Genomic DNA, 15,602 nt, shown 5'->3' with positions numbered 1-15,602 from the left:
ATCCTTCGCCAATACGTGTTTGGGCATCTATTTCATTTAAACCTCGCTCAAATATTATACATACCACTGGGATCCTTACTATGTCAGAAAAGTGCTATATCACGGCTCAACAATTACTTGAAGATTCATTCCGCGTAGCGGCACAAGTGTATAAAGATGGCTTTCGTCCAGATTTTATTATTGGTATATGGCGCGGTGGTGCTCCAATCGGGATTGCAGTTCAAGAATATTATGACTACAAAGGCATAGAAACCGATCATATTGCGGTGCGTACGTCGTCTTATTACGGTATTGGTAAGCAATCAAAAGAAATAAAAGTACATGGTTTACACTACATAGTTGAAAACGCGAATGCGGGTGATTCATTACTGATTGTGGATGATGTATTTGACTCAGGTCGAAGCATCGTGGCGCTAAAAGAGAAGCTCTCTGAGCTAATGCGTTTAAACTTACCGAGTGATATTCGTATTGCTTGTCCATACTACAAGCCAAAAAACTCAAAAGTAGATACAGTGCCAGATTACTACATTCATGAATCTGAAGAATGGTTAGTATTCCCGCATGAATTATCAGGGTTAACGCCGGATGAAATTATTGAAGGTAAATCTGATTTAGCTAAAATCCACGATATTTTACTTGAAAAATAAACGTGACTTTGCTCAATAAAAAAGGCCTTAATGGCCTTTTTTATTGTCTTTAAAGTTGTGCAAAGCTATCTACATATTCACTGAGTTTAGGAATATCGACAGCTTGCAGCCCTTGGGTGCTTCGTTGCACTAGATTTTTCTCTACCAACTCACTCACTACCCGTCGGTATGCACGTTCAGTGGTTGCAAAGCGCTCAGCTTCTGCATTTACCGTAGGATAGGCGCGCAATAAAGTAGGGTTGTTATTTTCTGCACGTAATAAGCAGTCTTTAGCAATGTTGTAGCTTAAGGGAAGCAACAGTTTATCTAAGTTAATCTTTTGATTTTCTTGGAACTTAGCAGCAATTGTTTGCGCCGTGTATAGGCTCAATTCTGGTTTGTCGAGCAATAATGAACGCCAATGCTTTAGCTCAATAAGATTGTACGTAACATCACTGAAGCAGGTTACCGTATAAATACACGGGTTATTATTCAGTGCTTCAATTTCACCAATTAAAGTGTTGTTGCAGTCGAGTTGACCAAGCAGCAGGCGTCGACCATTCCCCACATCGTAACTAAACGATACAGTACCACTTCGCACCAATACCAACTTAGTGAGTGGTTGGTCTTGCTGTATTAATATTTCTTTTTTTGATTGCTGATAACTACTGCCGGCAAATGTCAGCAGCTGTTCAACAAGGTAACTGGAAAAATGGTATTGAAACATCAATCATGCTCTTCGGACAATTGTCCTATTTATTACACCTTAATGACGATAGCATTAAGATTAAGAATTTACGCTAACTTACCCACGCCGTTATTTATTTAATGGCGTTAAATGGCCTTCATTCTACCGTGTAATGATTAAAAAATTGTGGGTAAAACCAGCATATTTTAAGGTTTTATTGGTAAGTTAGCTTTTTTATTTAAACTGCTACGTAGCAGTTTTTAATAATGTACTAAAATTTAGCTGGTAATATTAACCTAAAGCCTAGGAGAGAACAATTGAGTTGGGAATATTTAGGTTATTTAGCATCTGCATTATTAGTTATATCCTTGACCATGACCGATGTGACCAAACTACGTTGGTTTAATTTACTTGGCTGTATTGCGTTTACTTTTTACGGTGCAGCAATCGGTTCTGTGCCGGTGGCATTTGCTAACGGCTTGTTAGCTCTGGTCAATATTTATCACATTATTAAGTTATATCGTCAGTCTAAGGCTGATACAAAAAAGGGTTAACTTTTAAGTTAACCCTTTTTTGTTTTTACTCAGACTTTGCTGAATCTTTTTGGTAGCGTAATTTACCGGCAATCCACGTTTCCAGCACCTGAGTTTTGTAAAGCTGCTCAATAGGCACTTTAAAGTAGTCTTGATCAATCAGTATAAAATCAGCCCATTTACCTTGCTCCAAACTACCTACTTTAAATTCTTGATGCGCTGCATACGCGCCGCCAAGGGTAAAGGCACGCAATGCATCTTCCCTGCTCAAAACTTCACTGGCGCGCCAACCGTTTTCAGGCAGTTGATTATGATCCATGCGCGTTATCGCAGAATATAAACCATCAAACGGGTTCGCCAGTTCGACAGGGTAATCAGATCCCGCCGCAATCGTTGAACCTTGGTCTAAAAATGTTTGCCAAGCATAAGCGCCTTGTAGTTGCTTGTCGGTTAAACGCTGCTCAGCCATATGCATGTCTGATGTGGCATGCACAGGTTGCATAGATGGAATTATTTTCAGGGTTTTAAAGCGCGGGATATCCTCTGGCGAGACTATTTGTGCATGCTCCATACGATTGCGCAGTAGTATGCCACCGGTTTGTTTAAATACATTTTGATAAGCATCTAGCACAATTTTATTTGCTCTATCGCCAATTGCATGCGTGTTAGCGCTAAAACCATTTTTAAAAGTCAGGGTAAATAGTTCCTCTAGCTTTTGTTGGGTTTCAAGCATAAGGCCAAAATGGTTGGCTCTATCAGCGTACTCTTCAATAAGCGCAGCACCACGTGACCCTAATGCGCCATCAGCATAAATTTTTACACTGCGGATAGATAAAAAGTCCTGTGCATCTTGATAACGACCCGCTTTAAGCATAGCGCTTAAGTCGGGGCTTGCTGCACTTAACATCGCTACAATTCTAAGCGGTAATGTGCCTAACTCGGCGCGTTGTTTGTAAACTTGCCATGTGGTTTTATCAATACCTGCATCATGAGTTGAGGTAATGCCTAGGCTCAGTAAGTGTTTACCTGCGGCATCTAATGCATTACTGACCGATTGTGCAGACGTTGCAGGCATATGTTGAGTAACCAAGGTTTCTGCTTTATCGATAAAAATGCCGGTGGGCTTACCAAACTCATCTTTTATAATTTCTCCGCCAGCTGGGGCTGATGTGTCAGCGTTAATATTGGCAAGTTCTAATGCTTTTGAGTTAACCCAAATGGCATGACCATCTACTCGCGATAAAATAACAGGGCGATCGTTAACTGCTTTGTCTAAGTCAGCGGCCGAAGGAAAGCGAGTATTTGACCATAGTTCTTGATTCCAGCCTCGACCAATGATCCAACCTTCTTTATCTTTGGAAAATTCCTTGAGTTTAGCGGTTACTTCATCTACGGACTTTGCACCGCGCACATCAAGTTGCGACAAATTATTACCTAGCCCGATGACATGTCCATGCGCATCAATGAGCCCTGGGAGTAGAGTTTTTCCTTTCGCGTCAATTAGGGTTGCACCAGGAAAGCTATTTTTTAAGCTGTCTGGACCTGTTTTAACTACTTTGCCATCTTTTATAACTAAGGTTGTAAATGTGTTTACTTCGCCATGGCGCATTTTTCCTTTATACAAAGGTGAGTAGCCATTAGCATTATAAATGACTTGAGTTTGTGCTATTGCCACGCTAGTGACGGCACAAAGGCTTGCTAGTAATATCGGTTTTATTATTTTTATCAGTTGCATAAGACGCACATTGTTATTATTTGAACTATCACAGTAGCAAACTCAAATTTAGAATACCAATAGCATAATTTATTAAGCGTCGTATAAGTCAGCTTTTAGCTAAAGCAAGCAACAAGTTAAGGGGGAAATAGGATGTGTTAACAATGGGAGTTAAACCTTCTCAAGCTTGATATTGTTAACCAAGCTTTGTTTGAGGAGGCAATTTATTTACTGGCGTACAAACTGTATTCGCTTAATGATAATTGTGTGTCTTTGTCACGGTCATAACTGCCAAAGCGTGACCATAAAGCAGGATCGCTGGCAGCTTCAGAGCGAGTTAAAAAGCCATCTTGGTTGCGGTCAAGTTTTTCAAATTTTTCGGCAATATAACTGCTTGTTGCAAAACTCATACAGCTAAAAACAGTCAGTGTTAGTAAAATAATATTTTTAAAATGCTTCATATAAATGCTCAGAACAGGTTAGTGGTTAAGTAGTTTTTAAACTCAGCTAAAGAAATTCTGTTGTCTTGATTTTCATCCCAATTTGAAAATGAGTTTAATAGCTGAGGCTGAGCAGCAAGCTCGCTGTGGGTTAAATATCCATCATTATTTGTATCTAAATGCTCAAAGCGTTGCTTTACATCAAGTGCCAATGCACTTTGGCTGATAAAAAGTAAAGCACCAATAAAGGGAAGCAGTATTCTCATAGTTGGCGTTCCAAGGTGTATTTAAATTGCTGCAGTATTGAAAGAAAGCACTTGCCATAATTTAACTCCCAACATTAAATCCGTTTACACACTCCCTCAGGGATTATGGCAAATGCTTTTAACTCTATATTACAAAACGAAACTTGAATCTAAGCTTAAAGTTTAAAGTTATCGAACTCTTTTTTAGAAATCATCTCGTTATTGTCTTTGTCTAAATCAGTAAATTGCTTGAGTAGCTGTTTATCTTGTTTAGCCTCTGTAAGCGATATTTGGCCATCCATATTTTTATCTAAATGCATAAAACGTACATTTAACGACGATGCCAATGCCGTCGCGCTAATAGCCAAAAATAGTAGTGAAAAAGCACCAATTAATTGTTTCATAAATATACTCCTTTATTTTACAAACTGTTTAAATTCATCGAACGATAATTGTCCGTCTTCATTTTTATCTATTTGTGCAAAATTCTCATGCAGTAATGCATCTTCACCAGCTTCCGCTTCACTTAATGTGCCGTTGCTGTCCTTATCTAGGCTGTAAAATGCTGTGTTCACATCAAGAGCAAATGAATGGATACTTGTGAAACATAACGCTATTAATACAGTCGATTTTAAATAACCTTTAGTCATTCCTTGGCCTTTAAAAATTAATATTTATAAGCGTAATACAATTATGGTGCCAGTTTTTATTTTTATTAAAAATCATAGGTTTAACTTTCTAGCGTATTTTTAATAGGTAATATTTACCGACGCTTGTGTGTTTTATGCAACATTTTCTCAGTTAGGGTTTTTTACTATTTTTAAATCAAGTGCTTAACTTGTCGCAATTGTGCGACATTGCAACGGTTTTACTCTCAAAAATGTATTTGGTTCAGCGAGTGTATAAGTTGAACGCTTAATAATAGAGCGCTTAAAAGTAGTGAAGGATTAGTGTATGCCTGTAATCATGGCTGAAAAATATAAAGCATTGGTAAATTGGCGTCCTAATTTGATTGGCCAGTTTGTAATGAGCATGCTGTTGTCACTCTTGCCTTTGTCTATTGTGGTTATTGTATTTTTAAATGTATTAAATAAACAATTAGCGGTCACGCAGCAAATTGTCAGTAATAACTACCAAGTAACCAAGTCGTTTAATGCTCTTAAACAAGAGCTCAACAGTTTAGAAAGGGCAACAAGGCAAAATTGGGTTTTAAAAAGCGATTCACTCGATAAACTTATCGTGGATAAATGGCAGTCATCGCTGGACAATATAAATGAGCTTAAACAGCTTTCTAGCAGCCAGCAAAGTACTCAACAATGGCAAAGGTTAACAGATACGCTAAAAGCAGCGCATACCAAACTGGTGGTTGAAGCTCGTGAGCAAGCAGAGTTGTTTGTGCCAATTAGTGAAATACTGGCAGATCTAACAATGTGGCTTCGCGAAACCAATGAAGCCAAAATCACTCAAAACCAAATTAAACTGACAAATTTACAAGCCTCCTTTATAAACTGGTTAGTGGCACTTACGCCTTTAACCTTACTTGTTGGGGGTGGGTTTTTATGGCGGATAAGTGGCCGTTTAAAAGGTTTAACCTCCGTTATTGATAAATTAGGCCAAGGAGATTGGCAGCAAAAAATATCGGTGCAGGGATCTGCTGAACTTATTGAACTAGGTAACAAATTGCAGTGGGTGCAAGCGCAATTGCATATGCTAGAGCAGCAAAAAGATACGTTTTTACGCCATGTTACTCACGAGCTAAAAACACCCTTGGCCTCTATGGTGGAGGGCACTGAATTATTAGCCGATGAAATTGTTGGGCCGATTAATAATGAGCAAAAAGCAGTGCTTGGGTTAATCAGTCAATCTATGGTGCGATTACGCACTATGATAGACAGTTTGTTAAGCTATAACGCGATTCGAACCAGTAAAGATAATGTGAGTGAAGTGGAATTTAACCAGCTCATTAAAAAGGTAAGTAATCATTTTGAACATAGGTTAAACGCACGAGAGCAGTCGCTTATTTGGCACAATAGCTTACCGACAGTTGCACTTAATTTACCGAGAGAATTAATTGAAATGATTTTAATTCAGTTAATCTCTAATGGTTTAAAGTTTTCAAAGCCAAACCAAGCTGTGTCGATTAGTTTAAGTTTAGAAAGTAATAACTTAATTATACAGGTTGCTGATGAGGGCTGTGGTATTAAAGAGCATGAAAAAGAACATGTTTTTGGCGCTTTTTATCAAGGTAAACACAGTAAAGAGATTAGTCTTCAAGGCAGTGGTTTAGGCCTTACCATAGTAAAAGAGTCGGTTGAACAGTTACAGGGTAAGTTAACTATTGAGCATAATGAGCCGCAAGGCTGTCGATTTAACATTGTCATCCCCTATAAAAATAAAGGAGTTAAATAATATGTCTGCGCGTTTAATGGCTATTTTATGGCTAACCAGCAGTCTCGTTTTTTTATCTGGGTGTGAATTAACAAACACTCAAACACCAGCTAAACCTGAGCTAATAGCTCAAACTCAGCCCAATCCAAAGCCGCGGCCAAAACTAGATCTTATGTATCCGCCCGCCGCGCAAGTTATTGCATGGCATGCCCATCAATGTGGTGGCTTTAAATTAACGCCTGACAATAAAACTTACTTAGGGGAGCAAGCACTTAAGGCATTTTTTAATACCGCATGCGTCAACCTTAGTCGCGACCCTGATACTGTTATGAGTCAATTGCTTAAGCTAGATCAGGCTTACTATTGGCCAGACGATATAAAACACTATTTATGGCTGCAAAAGCAGCAGGTGTTAATGCAAATAAATGCCAAAAAACAACAGCAAGCATTAAACGCTGAAATGCAAAAAACCTTATCGTCATTAGCTGCAATCGAACAGCAACTTTTATTACGTGAAGAAACCAAGGAGCAGTAACTATGTCAGTCACACTTCCATCAAGCGCTAAAGTGTTACTCGTTGATGACGATGCCAGCTTACTGCAGTTACTGGCAATTCGAATTCAATCAAAAGGTTATGAAGTAACAACCAGTGATAGTGGCATGAATGCATTACAAATACTTAAAAGCCAAGTATTTGATGCGGTGATCACCGATTTAAGAATGGATGAAATGGATGGAATGGCACTGCACCGACAATTGCAAAGCCGCTACCCAGCACTACCTGTAATTATGATGACGGCTCATGGTTCAATTCCTGATGCGGTAGAGGCGACTAAGCAAGGTATTTTTGCCTTTATTACTAAGCCAGTTGATAAAGATGAGCTATTCGATAGCTTAGCTAAAGCCATAGAAATACATGGGGTGAATAATGATGATATTACTCCGCAAAGCAATATTGTTACTCGCAGTGGCGCTATGCTGCATTTGCTAGAGCAAGTTAAATTACTAGGTCCTACTCAGGTAAATGTACTTATTTCTGGTGCTAGTGGTACGGGCAAGGAGCTGCTTGCACAGGCAATTCATCAGCACAGCCATGTTAGTGATGGCCCATTTGTGGCTATTAACTGTGGTGCAGTCCCTGGTGAGTTATTAGAATCGGAGTTATTTGGTCACAAAAAAGGCGCATTTACAGGGGCGGTAAAAGATCACCAAGGCCTGTTTCAGCAAGCGCAAGGGGGGACCTTATTTTTAGATGAAATTGGTGATATGCCGCTAAATTTACAAGTTAAGTTATTACGCGTGCTGCAAGAAAAAACCATTCGCCCAGTCGGTTTTCAAGAAGAGATCCCCATTAATGTGCGAATTGTTTCAGCGACCCATAAAAACCTGCCTGAAGCTATTAGCAATCAAGAGTTTAGAGAAGATTTATATTATCGTCTAAACGTAGTAAATCTCAAACTTCCTCCGCTGCGAGAACGCCGTGAAGATATTAGCTTATTAGCTAACTTTTTTAGCGCTAATATTGCAAAACGTATGGAGCAAAAAGAAAAACGTTTTGCAAACGATGCCATGCATGCATTGGTAAGGTATGATTGGCCTGGTAATATTCGTCAATTACAAAATGTGGTGGAGCAGGTAGTTGCCTTAACACCAAGTGACGTTATATCTGAACATTTAGTGCTTAGTGCGTTAAATAGCAATGAAAATAACGTTGAGCCACTTTCGCTTAACGACGCTAAAAAAGAGTTTGAGCGAGATTACGTTATCAATACCCTGAAAATGGCAGGGGGTAATGTGGCCGAAGGTGCCAAGCTTGCCAAGCGTAATCGTTCTGATTTTTATAAGCTAATTAAAAAGCATGAAATTGACGTAGATAGCTTAATATAATTTAAAAAAGGAAGTGAGCATGCAGTTATTTATGGTGTATTTAGGTGGGCGTATTCAAGGTTGCCACATAGAAATGCACGACGTACGCTTTGTGGTAGGTCAAAACATTGAGCAAACTTATAGCAAGCTTAAAAGTCAGTGGGTAGGCGACAAAAATAGCGTACACATGGATAGCTACATGGCGGTTAATCACATTGATGGTTATAAAGTCGAGGTAGTTGATAGTTATGTAGAGCAAAATAAGCAGCTTTATTTTGTTAACTTAGGTGCTTACAGAAGCGACTCACTAGCAGAGCAACACGACTTTGCTTTGTATGTTGCCAGTAGTAGTGAAGAAGCAAAACAGCGCGCTAAAAATGATTTACTCGCAGGGCTTAGCCATCTACATAAAGATGATTTACATGACGTTGATGATTGCTTTGCTATCGACTTACTCGATAGCCAGCTTAATATTAAACTAACCCCAAGTGGTCAAGCACAAACAATTAAACCTGACTGGTTTGGTTATCATGTATTATAATAAATGAGGATTTATTAAGTTTATTAGGATGTTGTGTGAAAAAGTATGCGTTTATACTTTTGCTAGTTGGCTTAAGTGGCTGTAAATCAATGTCGGGTTTACCGCCCGTTGTTGATTTAAATAAACTGGTAAAGCAAGTAAAAAACGATCCTACTGACGTGGTTGCAATTCACAAGCAAGCACAAAAAACACACCGTTCTATTAAGGCACAGGTTGGTAGCGTAAAACAGCTTTTAGCCGCATTAGAAAGCGTTGTTGGGCGCAAGTGGGGTAAACAAAACACTCAGCAACCTAGTGCCAAAAAATACGTAAAATACAGTAATGATTACCAAGCTCGTGCCATTATTGATTTTGAGCAAGGCACTGTAAAAGTAGAAACCATCGCGTTAAAAAATACAATAAGCTTGTTACAGCAGGCCATTGTTATGACCTTACTGACCTCTAGCGATCCCGATAAAACCGATATTTTTACCAGCGAAGCGCCCATTTTAGAAGGTGAGCCGTTTTTATACCAACAAGTGCTCGATCAAGATAAGTTACCCATAAAATATAGCTGGCGTGCTAATCGATTTGCGCGTTATTTAGTAAATAATAACTTAAAAAAGCAACGTCAATATGGGCACGTTATTTCGTCGGTTAGTTTTGATTTAGTCGAGCAAAATGCCCATTTAAGAAAACAAAAATACAGTGACTATGTGCTGGCGGCTGCAAAAAAATATCAAATATCGGCAGCACTTATTTATGCCATTATTGAAACCGAAAGTAGCTTTAATCCACATGCGGTGAGTTCATCCAATGCCTATGGATTAATGCAAGTGATCCCGGCTACCGCAGGGCGCGATGTATACCAAAAAATAAAAAAAGTATCCGGGCAACCAACCAAAGCTGTATTGTTTAATCCAAAACATAATATTGATATTGGCAGCGCCTATTTAAGTATTTTAAAAAATAACTACTTAAACAAAATTAGTACCGACAAAAGTAAGCACTTTGCCATGATCTCGTCTTATAACGGCGGGGCGGGTAATGTACTGCGCATATTTAATAAAAATAGAAGTGTGGCGTTTTCACAAATAAATCAGCTTACTGCAAGCCAGTTTTATAATATTCTCACCACTAAGCACTCACGTGCAGAATCAAGACGCTATTTATACAAAGTCACTAAAGCAGAAAAAAACTATCAGTAACTTATTTACTCATCATTTTCTTGTTGTTCACTTTTGGCTGCCATTTTAAAGGCTACTATTACTAAGCCAAACATAGCAAATGGAATTGCAGCTAACAAATACTCAACCAAATGGCTATCTTGAAAATTAGCCTGTAGCAAGAAATGCCCTGCAACACACATAATAATAACCACCAAAAGGATGGGCAGTAACATAAGTTCTTTTTTTGCTGAGTGGTTTTTCATTCGCTGTTAGGTATTAAAAAATAATGCGCTATTGTAATGAGCTTAATAAAGCTTGGCAAACAACACAGATTTTTTAATGACTATTAGGTATGATTAACATCAAAGAAAAGCTTAAAAGTAGTGGTTGGGAATAAAGTGCAACAGAGTTTAAAGCAAGTTTACCTAGTGGGTGGAGCAGTGCGAGATAAACTGCTAAACATACAATCAAAAGATAATGACTATGTTGTTATTGGTGAAACGCCAGAGACAATGGAAGCACTCGGATTTTTACCCATTGGCAGCGATTTTCCGGTTTACTTACACCCAAACACTAAAGAAGAATATGCACTAGGGCGCACTGAGCGTAAAAGTGGTAAAGGTTATACCGGCTTTGTGGTGGATGCCAGCCCAAACGTAACCCTTGAAGAAGATTTAGCACGCCGAGATTTAACCATTAACTCTATGGCGCTAGACGAAAACGGCACTATTATTGATCCATTTAATGGTCAAGCTGATTTAAAAAATAAAATACTGCGTCACACCACCCAAGCATTTGTAGAAGACCCTGTTCGGGTATTGCGTATTGCTCGCTTTTTAGCGCGTTATGGTAGCGACTGGTCTATTCATCCAAGTACTACTGCATTAATGCATGAGCTTAAAAATAAAGGCGAGTTGGAACATCTAGTACCAGAGCGAGTCTGGCTTGAAACAGAAAAAGCGCTTGGCGAAAAACACCCTGAGCTTTATTTTCAAGCATTAGATGGGTTAGGTATTTTTCCTGAAATAGAACAGATGAAAAATACCCCGCAGCCGGCAAATCATCATCCCGAGGGCGATGTGTTTGTCCATACCATGCTAGTCCTTAGACGAGCAGCCGATTTAGGCTTCAACCTAGAAACTCGTTTTGCTGCTTTAACCCATGACTTTGGTAAAGCGCTAAGCTATAAAAAACGCGGTAATTTACGCGGCCATGAACGTGAAGGGGTTGCTGTAGTTGAGGCCTTTTGTGAACGTTTAAAAGTGCCTAATCGCTTTCGTGATATAGGCGTGCTTACCAGTGATAACCATACCCTTTGTCACACGCTTGAACAGTTAAGACCGCAAACTATTCATAAATTAATCGTCACTAATTTAAATGCGCTAGTGCATCCAGAGCGTTTTATTGCCTTTACTCAAGCGTGCCAGTGTGATGCACAAGGACGAGGCGAAACGCTGGTGGATAAGCCCTATCCACAAGCCGCTAAATTACGTGCTATTCACAACGAACTACAAAAAATGGATAAAAAACAGATAGTGCAAGACGCGCTTAAAAGCGGCAAAAAAGGCCCCGAAATAGGCGAAACGGTCAAACAAGCTGAAATAGACTGCATTAAAGCGTTTTTAAACACTAACACTCTCAAGGTCACTTAAACTGATTATAATATTGCATTAAGTCATTTTTAAACGTCCTTGCTATAACTAGGGTCTGTTGACCTTTCAAGGTTGAATTTGCAGCAGTCTGTTTGGTATTTAGGCAAGGCAGCGCCTATGTAGTGTGGTTATTCCCCATAAATAGGCGGTAACGTAGCATCAATGCCAAACGGGCGCTGCCCTTCGGGTTCTGCCTAGGAGCGATTTACTATTTGTTGCCTACATGGATGTAGGTAAGGGGCGTGAGCAGGACGCGGAAGCTTTGCTCGGTTTTTACTTATTCTTACATGGATGTAAGCCAGTAGAATAACGCAGGAGCAGTTATCGAGCCCACTAGGCTACAAACCTCGCGCCGCGATTAAACCGCCCCTAGTTTGAACAAATTTTAATCGCAAAGGTCAACAGACCCTAGGACGTTTCAGCCTTTTTTGCTCGTCACTTTTACCAAATAGCGATACAATTGAGTTTGCTTATCATTCTTAATAGTGAAAGCTGCATATCCATAATTGTATTTATCTTAAAAGGACTTAATTTAATGACACCAGAACAAATTAACGCAAAATTAGCGATAAGCGAAGCTGAAAAAAAACGAGTTCTTGAAGATGAGTTTGAAAAACACTCACCTAAACCCTTTGATATTTTTAAGGGATTATTTGGCAGTTTTGCTTATATCGCATTTGTTTCATTGATGTTCCCAGACGTATTAGCTCAGCCTAGTTTTTATCTGTTGTTACTACTTATCTTAACTATAAAAGTTGAGGCGCAAGCAAAGGTGCAGCAAGCGCATAAGCGTATGGATACTTTGTATCGCTTGTTAAAAAAAGAGGCATAGCTTCTAGGGAACCTTTAGTTATTAAGTGGTAAGCTCACAGTAAATACCACCCCATTACCTTGCTCATTATTGTGCGCTGTTACTGTACCTTTGTGGTAATCACACACTAGTCTTACAATATAAAGCCCTAAGCCTAAATGCGGTTGTTGCTGCATTTGTTGGCTGCGCACCGATACCATAGAATCAAAAATATGTTCAGTAAGTCCCTCAGGCAATAAAGTACCTGTATTACTTACCGTTAAGGTTGCTTTGTTTTCATTTTGCTTAAGGCTGACTTCAATTGCTGTGTTAGCTTCACTAAATTCCAAGGCATTATTAATTAGCTTATCGAGCAGTTGCGCTATAAATTCAGGGGCACCTTGCATTGGCAGTGTGCTTTGGCAAATGTTGAGTGTAAATAACTGGTTAGTATAAGTAAGTTGGTAGCCCTGCATACAGCCACTAATCACTTTTTGTAAATCAAACTGCTCTGGCTCATTACTTTGAATACTTTGCTCAAGGCGGGTAGCTTCGCTCATAGTGGTAATTATTTTCCCTAAGCGCTCAACCCCTTCGCTGGCACGTTCAAGGTATTTTTGACTCAGTTCACTTTGCTGCAAGCTTTGTAAGTTTTCAAGAGATGAACGGACAACCGCAACCGGTGTGCGCAGCTCGTGAGATAAGCGCGACGACATATTTTCTAAATAATCGGTATAGCCACCAAGTCGGCTCACTATATTTGAAAAGCTACGCGACAGATCGCCAATTTCGTCATTGGCATCGCTGTAATTTATATGGCCCGTTACTCGTCCTTGCGCATCAATGGCTTGCTCTGCTGTATCTCGTAGTCGCCTAATACGGCTCGATATACGCGAAGCAAAAAAGAACAAAGTGACTGTGCCAATTAACATGACCGCTAAAATCACATTAAATAGTTTTTCCAGCGATTTATTACGCAGTGTACGCACGCCATTGGTGGTTTCTTCAGCTATAACTGCCCCAATAACCTTATCCTCAATCCAAATAGGATACGCAGCCGATAATATTACCGCTTTGTTATCGGGAGTGAGTCGCCAAGACGAGGCCGGTTGACCTTTCAGTGCTTTGGCTAAATGAGCGCCTTGCATTGAAGCTACATCGTGTAAGGTATCTATAAATTCATCTTCAGGACGCGTTAAAATTTTATAATACAAAGGATGTAAATAGGCCTGTTCAAAGCGCTGCCACGCAGTTTTTGGCGCTTGATTTTTTAGCCCATCGGCCCATACGCCATCGGCATTTTGAATACTGCCCGATTGCGCTAATACACGGTGATGATTATCGACCACCCATATGCGACTGCCGCTGTGTCCCATGCCTTTTAATATACGGTTTATTTCAGGGGAGGGCACCAGTACCGAACCTAAATCATTCGGGTTATTTAAGTTCGATGTAGACATAATACTAGGGGTTTGGTTTGGTTGTTTACTATCAACATCGGCAATGGCAAATCCCAGTTTATTGCCAAGCATACTCAAAGGAAAGCGCAGCTCAAGGTTATAACCTGTTTCAGTTTTTTTAAAGAAACCCTGAATTTTAGTAAAAGGCATTTTACTGTTGGCATCAAATGCGTTGACCCAGCCATCTTGGCGCGGAGCAATAATATAAGTATTAAATTGCCCATCAGGGTTTTTTAGGCCAATTTTTACATAGTCATTATTGGTAATGCTGAGGCTGTTTTTAGCACGGTAAATTACAGTGTCATCTGTGACTTTAAATACAGCATATAAGTAATTATCAAACTTACCTACCATGTGGCTAAATGATAAGTTGTTCAGTTGATGGTTATCATTGGCTGTTTGTAAGTAGCGTTTGTCATACAGCCAAAATAGCGATTGGTAAGCGTCCCAGTCGCTGAGTTTACCATCGAGCTGAATTGGGCTTTTTAAATTATAAGCATAGAGATCGCGGCCTTTTACAACTTGATCTAAAAAGTTGGTTTGTTCGTCAAATAAAGCGGGGCGTTCGTGCAGGGCTGTTGCCAGTGCGCGTGTAGTGCCTACGAGCGTTTTTTCTTGGCCTTGGCGTAAAAACTTTTCCATTTCCCATACGTACTCGTAGCCTAACCATGGCAACAAAAACAAAAAGCATGAAAGTAGAATAAATTTACTGCGTAGGCCAAATCTCAGCATGTGGGTTGCTCCCACCTGTAACCCATGCCATACACGGTATCAATGCAGTCAAACTGGCTATCGAGTGCTATAAACTTTTTGCGAATGCGTTTTACATGGGAGGTAATGGTGCTGTCGTCTACATAAATTTTAGCATCGCTCATTAACTCATTACGGCTTTTAACGTGGCCAGGTCGTTGGGCGAGTGAGTGCAGCATCCAAAACTCAGTTACGGTTAAATCAACCAACTGTTGCTGCCAAAGCACCTGCATGCGTTGCGTGTCGAGTGTTAGTTGACCGCGAATTATTAATGCGTTGGCATCGGCGGGTTGCTCTAATGCTTCCATGCGGCGAAATAGCGCACCAATACGCGCGGCTAAATGCGCTAAGCTAATATCTTTGGTTAGGTAGTCATCGGCGCCCATGCGCAGGCCGCATACGGTGTCTATTTCGCTGTCGCGAGCGGTTAAAAAAATAATTGGTAAGGTTTTAGAAAGTGAACGCAGTGTTTGGCACAGTAAAAAGCCGCCATCTATTTCATGGCCTAAGCCAATATCAACAATGGCTAAATCGGGGAGTGCTTCTTTAAAAGCTATTTCTGCTTGAGTGCGGTTTTCATAACCACTTACCTGATAGCCTTGAGCGCTCAGCATTTCTATGTAGTTTTCGCGAATGGCAGTTTCATCTTCAACGATAGCTATTTTTTTCATTCTACACACCCTTATTTATTTTAAAGCGCACTATAACGAAGTTTTCGTGCTAAGTAAGGTGAAAAAGGCAATTGCCATTTTTTTGCCACA

At 39.8% G+C, this 15,602-nt stretch carries 18 protein-coding genes; 9 read left to right on the top strand and 9 right to left on the bottom strand.

The window, feature by feature from the left end; translation table 11 throughout:
• Positions 1–80 precede the first annotated feature (80 nt).
• Positions 81–647 (top strand): phosphoribosyltransferase, encoded by a 567-nt coding sequence (locus FHG08_RS00415; RefSeq protein WP_010387648.1) that lies wholly within the window; start codon positions 81–83, stop codon positions 645–647.
• A 49-nt stretch (positions 648–696) separates the two neighbouring features.
• Here FHG08_RS00415 and FHG08_RS00410 read toward each other — a convergent pair whose 3' ends face one another.
• Positions 697–1,353 carry a Crp/Fnr family transcriptional regulator gene (locus FHG08_RS00410; protein WP_076918373.1) on the bottom strand — a complete coding sequence of 219 codons (657 nt, stop codon included), beginning with the start codon at positions 1,351–1,353 and terminating at the stop codon, positions 697–699.
• Between the two features lie 278 nt (positions 1,354–1,631).
• On the opposite strand from FHG08_RS00410, the gene FHG08_RS00405 reads away from it, so the two are divergent.
• A complete protein-coding gene (locus FHG08_RS00405; RefSeq protein WP_138609166.1) occupies positions 1,632–1,868 on the top strand; it encodes a YgjV family protein in 237 nt (78 codons plus the stop codon).
• Positions 1,869–1,893: 25 nt separating this feature from the next.
• Here FHG08_RS00405 and FHG08_RS00400 read toward each other — a convergent pair whose 3' ends face one another.
• The 5 genes from FHG08_RS00400 to FHG08_RS00380 all read right to left on the bottom strand — a co-directional run bounded on the left by FHG08_RS00400 (position 1,894) and on the right by FHG08_RS00380 (position 4,896).
• Positions 1,894–3,582 (bottom strand): amidohydrolase, encoded by a 1,689-nt coding sequence (locus FHG08_RS00400; protein WP_178956510.1) that lies wholly within the window; start codon positions 3,580–3,582, stop codon positions 1,894–1,896.
• Between the two features lie 203 nt (positions 3,583–3,785).
• Entirely contained in the window at positions 3,786–4,022 is a 237-nt protein-coding gene (locus FHG08_RS00395; protein ID WP_178956509.1) for an EF-hand domain-containing protein, read from the bottom strand.
• A gap of 8 nt (positions 4,023–4,030) precedes the next feature.
• On the bottom strand, positions 4,031–4,267 hold the full coding sequence (locus tag FHG08_RS00390; protein ID WP_178956508.1) for an EF-hand domain-containing protein: 237 nt from the start codon (positions 4,265–4,267) through the stop codon (positions 4,031–4,033).
• Between the two features lie 155 nt (positions 4,268–4,422).
• Entirely contained in the window at positions 4,423–4,650 is a 228-nt protein-coding gene (locus tag FHG08_RS00385) for a hypothetical protein (RefSeq protein WP_076918368.1), read from the bottom strand.
• 12 nt (positions 4,651–4,662) lie between these two features.
• The gene (locus tag FHG08_RS00380) at positions 4,663–4,896 is read right to left on the bottom strand and encodes an EF-hand domain-containing protein (protein ID WP_138609158.1); all 234 of its coding nucleotides are present in this window, start codon (positions 4,894–4,896) and stop codon (positions 4,663–4,665) included.
• Positions 4,897–5,200: 304 nt separating this feature from the next.
• Here FHG08_RS00380 and FHG08_RS00375 point away from each other — a divergent pair, with 304 nt between their 5' ends.
• From FHG08_RS00375 to FHG08_RS00355, 5 genes are read left to right on the top strand one after another with little or no spacing between them, the layout of a single operon-like run.
• Positions 5,201–6,655 (top strand): HAMP domain-containing sensor histidine kinase, encoded by a 1,455-nt coding sequence (locus FHG08_RS00375; protein ID WP_178956507.1) that lies wholly within the window; start codon positions 5,201–5,203, stop codon positions 6,653–6,655.
• 1 nt (position 6,656) lies between these two features.
• Positions 6,657–7,169: a hypothetical protein gene (locus tag FHG08_RS00370; protein WP_178956506.1), complete on the top strand. Its 513-nt coding sequence runs from the start codon at positions 6,657–6,659 to the stop codon at positions 7,167–7,169.
• A 2-nt stretch (positions 7,170–7,171) separates the two neighbouring features.
• Entirely contained in the window at positions 7,172–8,521 is a 1,350-nt protein-coding gene (locus tag FHG08_RS00365; protein ID WP_178956505.1) for a sigma 54-interacting transcriptional regulator, read from the top strand.
• A gap of 19 nt (positions 8,522–8,540) precedes the next feature.
• The gene (locus tag FHG08_RS00360; protein WP_010387662.1) at positions 8,541–9,041 is read left to right on the top strand and encodes a DUF1543 domain-containing protein; all 501 of its coding nucleotides are present in this window, start codon (positions 8,541–8,543) and stop codon (positions 9,039–9,041) included.
• A gap of 35 nt (positions 9,042–9,076) precedes the next feature.
• A complete protein-coding gene (locus FHG08_RS00355) occupies positions 9,077–10,228 on the top strand; it encodes a murein transglycosylase domain-containing protein (protein WP_178956504.1) in 1,152 nt (383 codons plus the stop codon).
• 5 nt (positions 10,229–10,233) lie between these two features.
• Here FHG08_RS00355 and FHG08_RS00350 read toward each other — a convergent pair whose 3' ends face one another.
• On the bottom strand, positions 10,234–10,452 hold the full coding sequence (locus tag FHG08_RS00350; protein WP_036981490.1) for a hypothetical protein: 219 nt from the start codon (positions 10,450–10,452) through the stop codon (positions 10,234–10,236).
• A 135-nt stretch (positions 10,453–10,587) separates the two neighbouring features.
• Between FHG08_RS00350 and FHG08_RS00345 the strand changes: the two genes are divergently transcribed.
• Both FHG08_RS00345 and FHG08_RS00340 read left to right on the top strand, forming a co-directional pair.
• Complete coding sequence (locus FHG08_RS00345; RefSeq protein WP_178956503.1) at positions 10,588–11,841, top strand: multifunctional CCA addition/repair protein; 1,254 nt, start codon at positions 10,588–10,590, stop codon at positions 11,839–11,841.
• A gap of 535 nt (positions 11,842–12,376) precedes the next feature.
• Complete coding sequence (locus tag FHG08_RS00340; RefSeq protein WP_138570845.1) at positions 12,377–12,673, top strand: hypothetical protein; 297 nt, start codon at positions 12,377–12,379, stop codon at positions 12,671–12,673.
• 14 nt (positions 12,674–12,687) lie between these two features.
• Here FHG08_RS00340 and pdsS read toward each other — a convergent pair whose 3' ends face one another.
• Both pdsS and pdsR read right to left on the bottom strand, forming a co-directional pair.
• Entirely contained in the window at positions 12,688–14,823 is a 2,136-nt protein-coding gene (gene pdsS, locus FHG08_RS00335; protein WP_178956502.1) for a proteobacterial dedicated sortase system histidine kinase, read from the bottom strand.
• Complete coding sequence (gene pdsR, locus FHG08_RS00330; protein WP_178956501.1) at positions 14,817–15,512, bottom strand: proteobacterial dedicated sortase system response regulator; 696 nt, start codon at positions 15,510–15,512, stop codon at positions 14,817–14,819. The genes pdsS and pdsR overlap by 7 nt, the downstream gene beginning before the upstream one ends.
• Positions 15,513–15,602: the final 90 nt, after the last annotated feature.

This window comes from Pseudoalteromonas sp. Scap03 (assembly GCF_013393115.1).
GTDB lineage: Bacteria > Pseudomonadota > Gammaproteobacteria > Enterobacterales > Alteromonadaceae > Pseudoalteromonas.
Note: the sequence above shows the minus strand (reverse complement) of the source record. Positions and strands in the feature narration are given on the sequence as shown.

Excerpts from the sequence above, each read along its gene's own strand:
- FHG08_RS00415 (WP_010387648.1), top strand. The coding sequence starts at position 81 with ATGTCAGAAAAGTGCTATATCACGGCTCAACAATTACTTGAAGATTCA.
- FHG08_RS00410 (WP_076918373.1), bottom strand. The coding sequence starts at position 1,353 with ATGTTTCAATACCATTTTTCCAGTTACCTTGTTGAACAGCTGCTGACA.
- FHG08_RS00400 (WP_178956510.1), bottom strand. The coding sequence starts at position 3,582 with ATGCAACTGATAAAAATAATAAAACCGATATTACTAGCAAGCCTTTGT.
- FHG08_RS00395 (WP_178956509.1), bottom strand. The coding sequence starts at position 4,022 with ATGAAGCATTTTAAAAATATTATTTTACTAACACTGACTGTTTTTAGC.
- FHG08_RS00390 (WP_178956508.1), bottom strand. The coding sequence starts at position 4,267 with ATGAGAATACTGCTTCCCTTTATTGGTGCTTTACTTTTTATCAGCCAA.
- FHG08_RS00385 (WP_076918368.1), bottom strand. The coding sequence starts at position 4,650 with ATGAAACAATTAATTGGTGCTTTTTCACTACTATTTTTGGCTATTAGC.
- FHG08_RS00380 (WP_138609158.1), bottom strand. The coding sequence starts at position 4,896 with ATGACTAAAGGTTATTTAAAATCGACTGTATTAATAGCGTTATGTTTC.
- FHG08_RS00375 (WP_178956507.1), top strand. The coding sequence starts at position 5,201 with ATGCCTGTAATCATGGCTGAAAAATATAAAGCATTGGTAAATTGGCGT.
- FHG08_RS00370 (WP_178956506.1), top strand. The coding sequence starts at position 6,657 with ATGTCTGCGCGTTTAATGGCTATTTTATGGCTAACCAGCAGTCTCGTT.
- FHG08_RS00365 (WP_178956505.1), top strand. The coding sequence starts at position 7,172 with ATGTCAGTCACACTTCCATCAAGCGCTAAAGTGTTACTCGTTGATGAC.
- FHG08_RS00360 (WP_010387662.1), top strand. The coding sequence starts at position 8,541 with ATGCAGTTATTTATGGTGTATTTAGGTGGGCGTATTCAAGGTTGCCAC.
- FHG08_RS00350 (WP_036981490.1), bottom strand. The coding sequence starts at position 10,452 with ATGAAAAACCACTCAGCAAAAAAAGAACTTATGTTACTGCCCATCCTT.
- FHG08_RS00340 (WP_138570845.1), top strand. The coding sequence starts at position 12,377 with ATGACACCAGAACAAATTAACGCAAAATTAGCGATAAGCGAAGCTGAA.
- pdsS (WP_178956502.1), bottom strand. The coding sequence starts at position 14,823 with ATGCTGAGATTTGGCCTACGCAGTAAATTTATTCTACTTTCATGCTTT.
- pdsR (WP_178956501.1), bottom strand. The coding sequence starts at position 15,512 with ATGAAAAAAATAGCTATCGTTGAAGATGAAACTGCCATTCGCGAAAAC.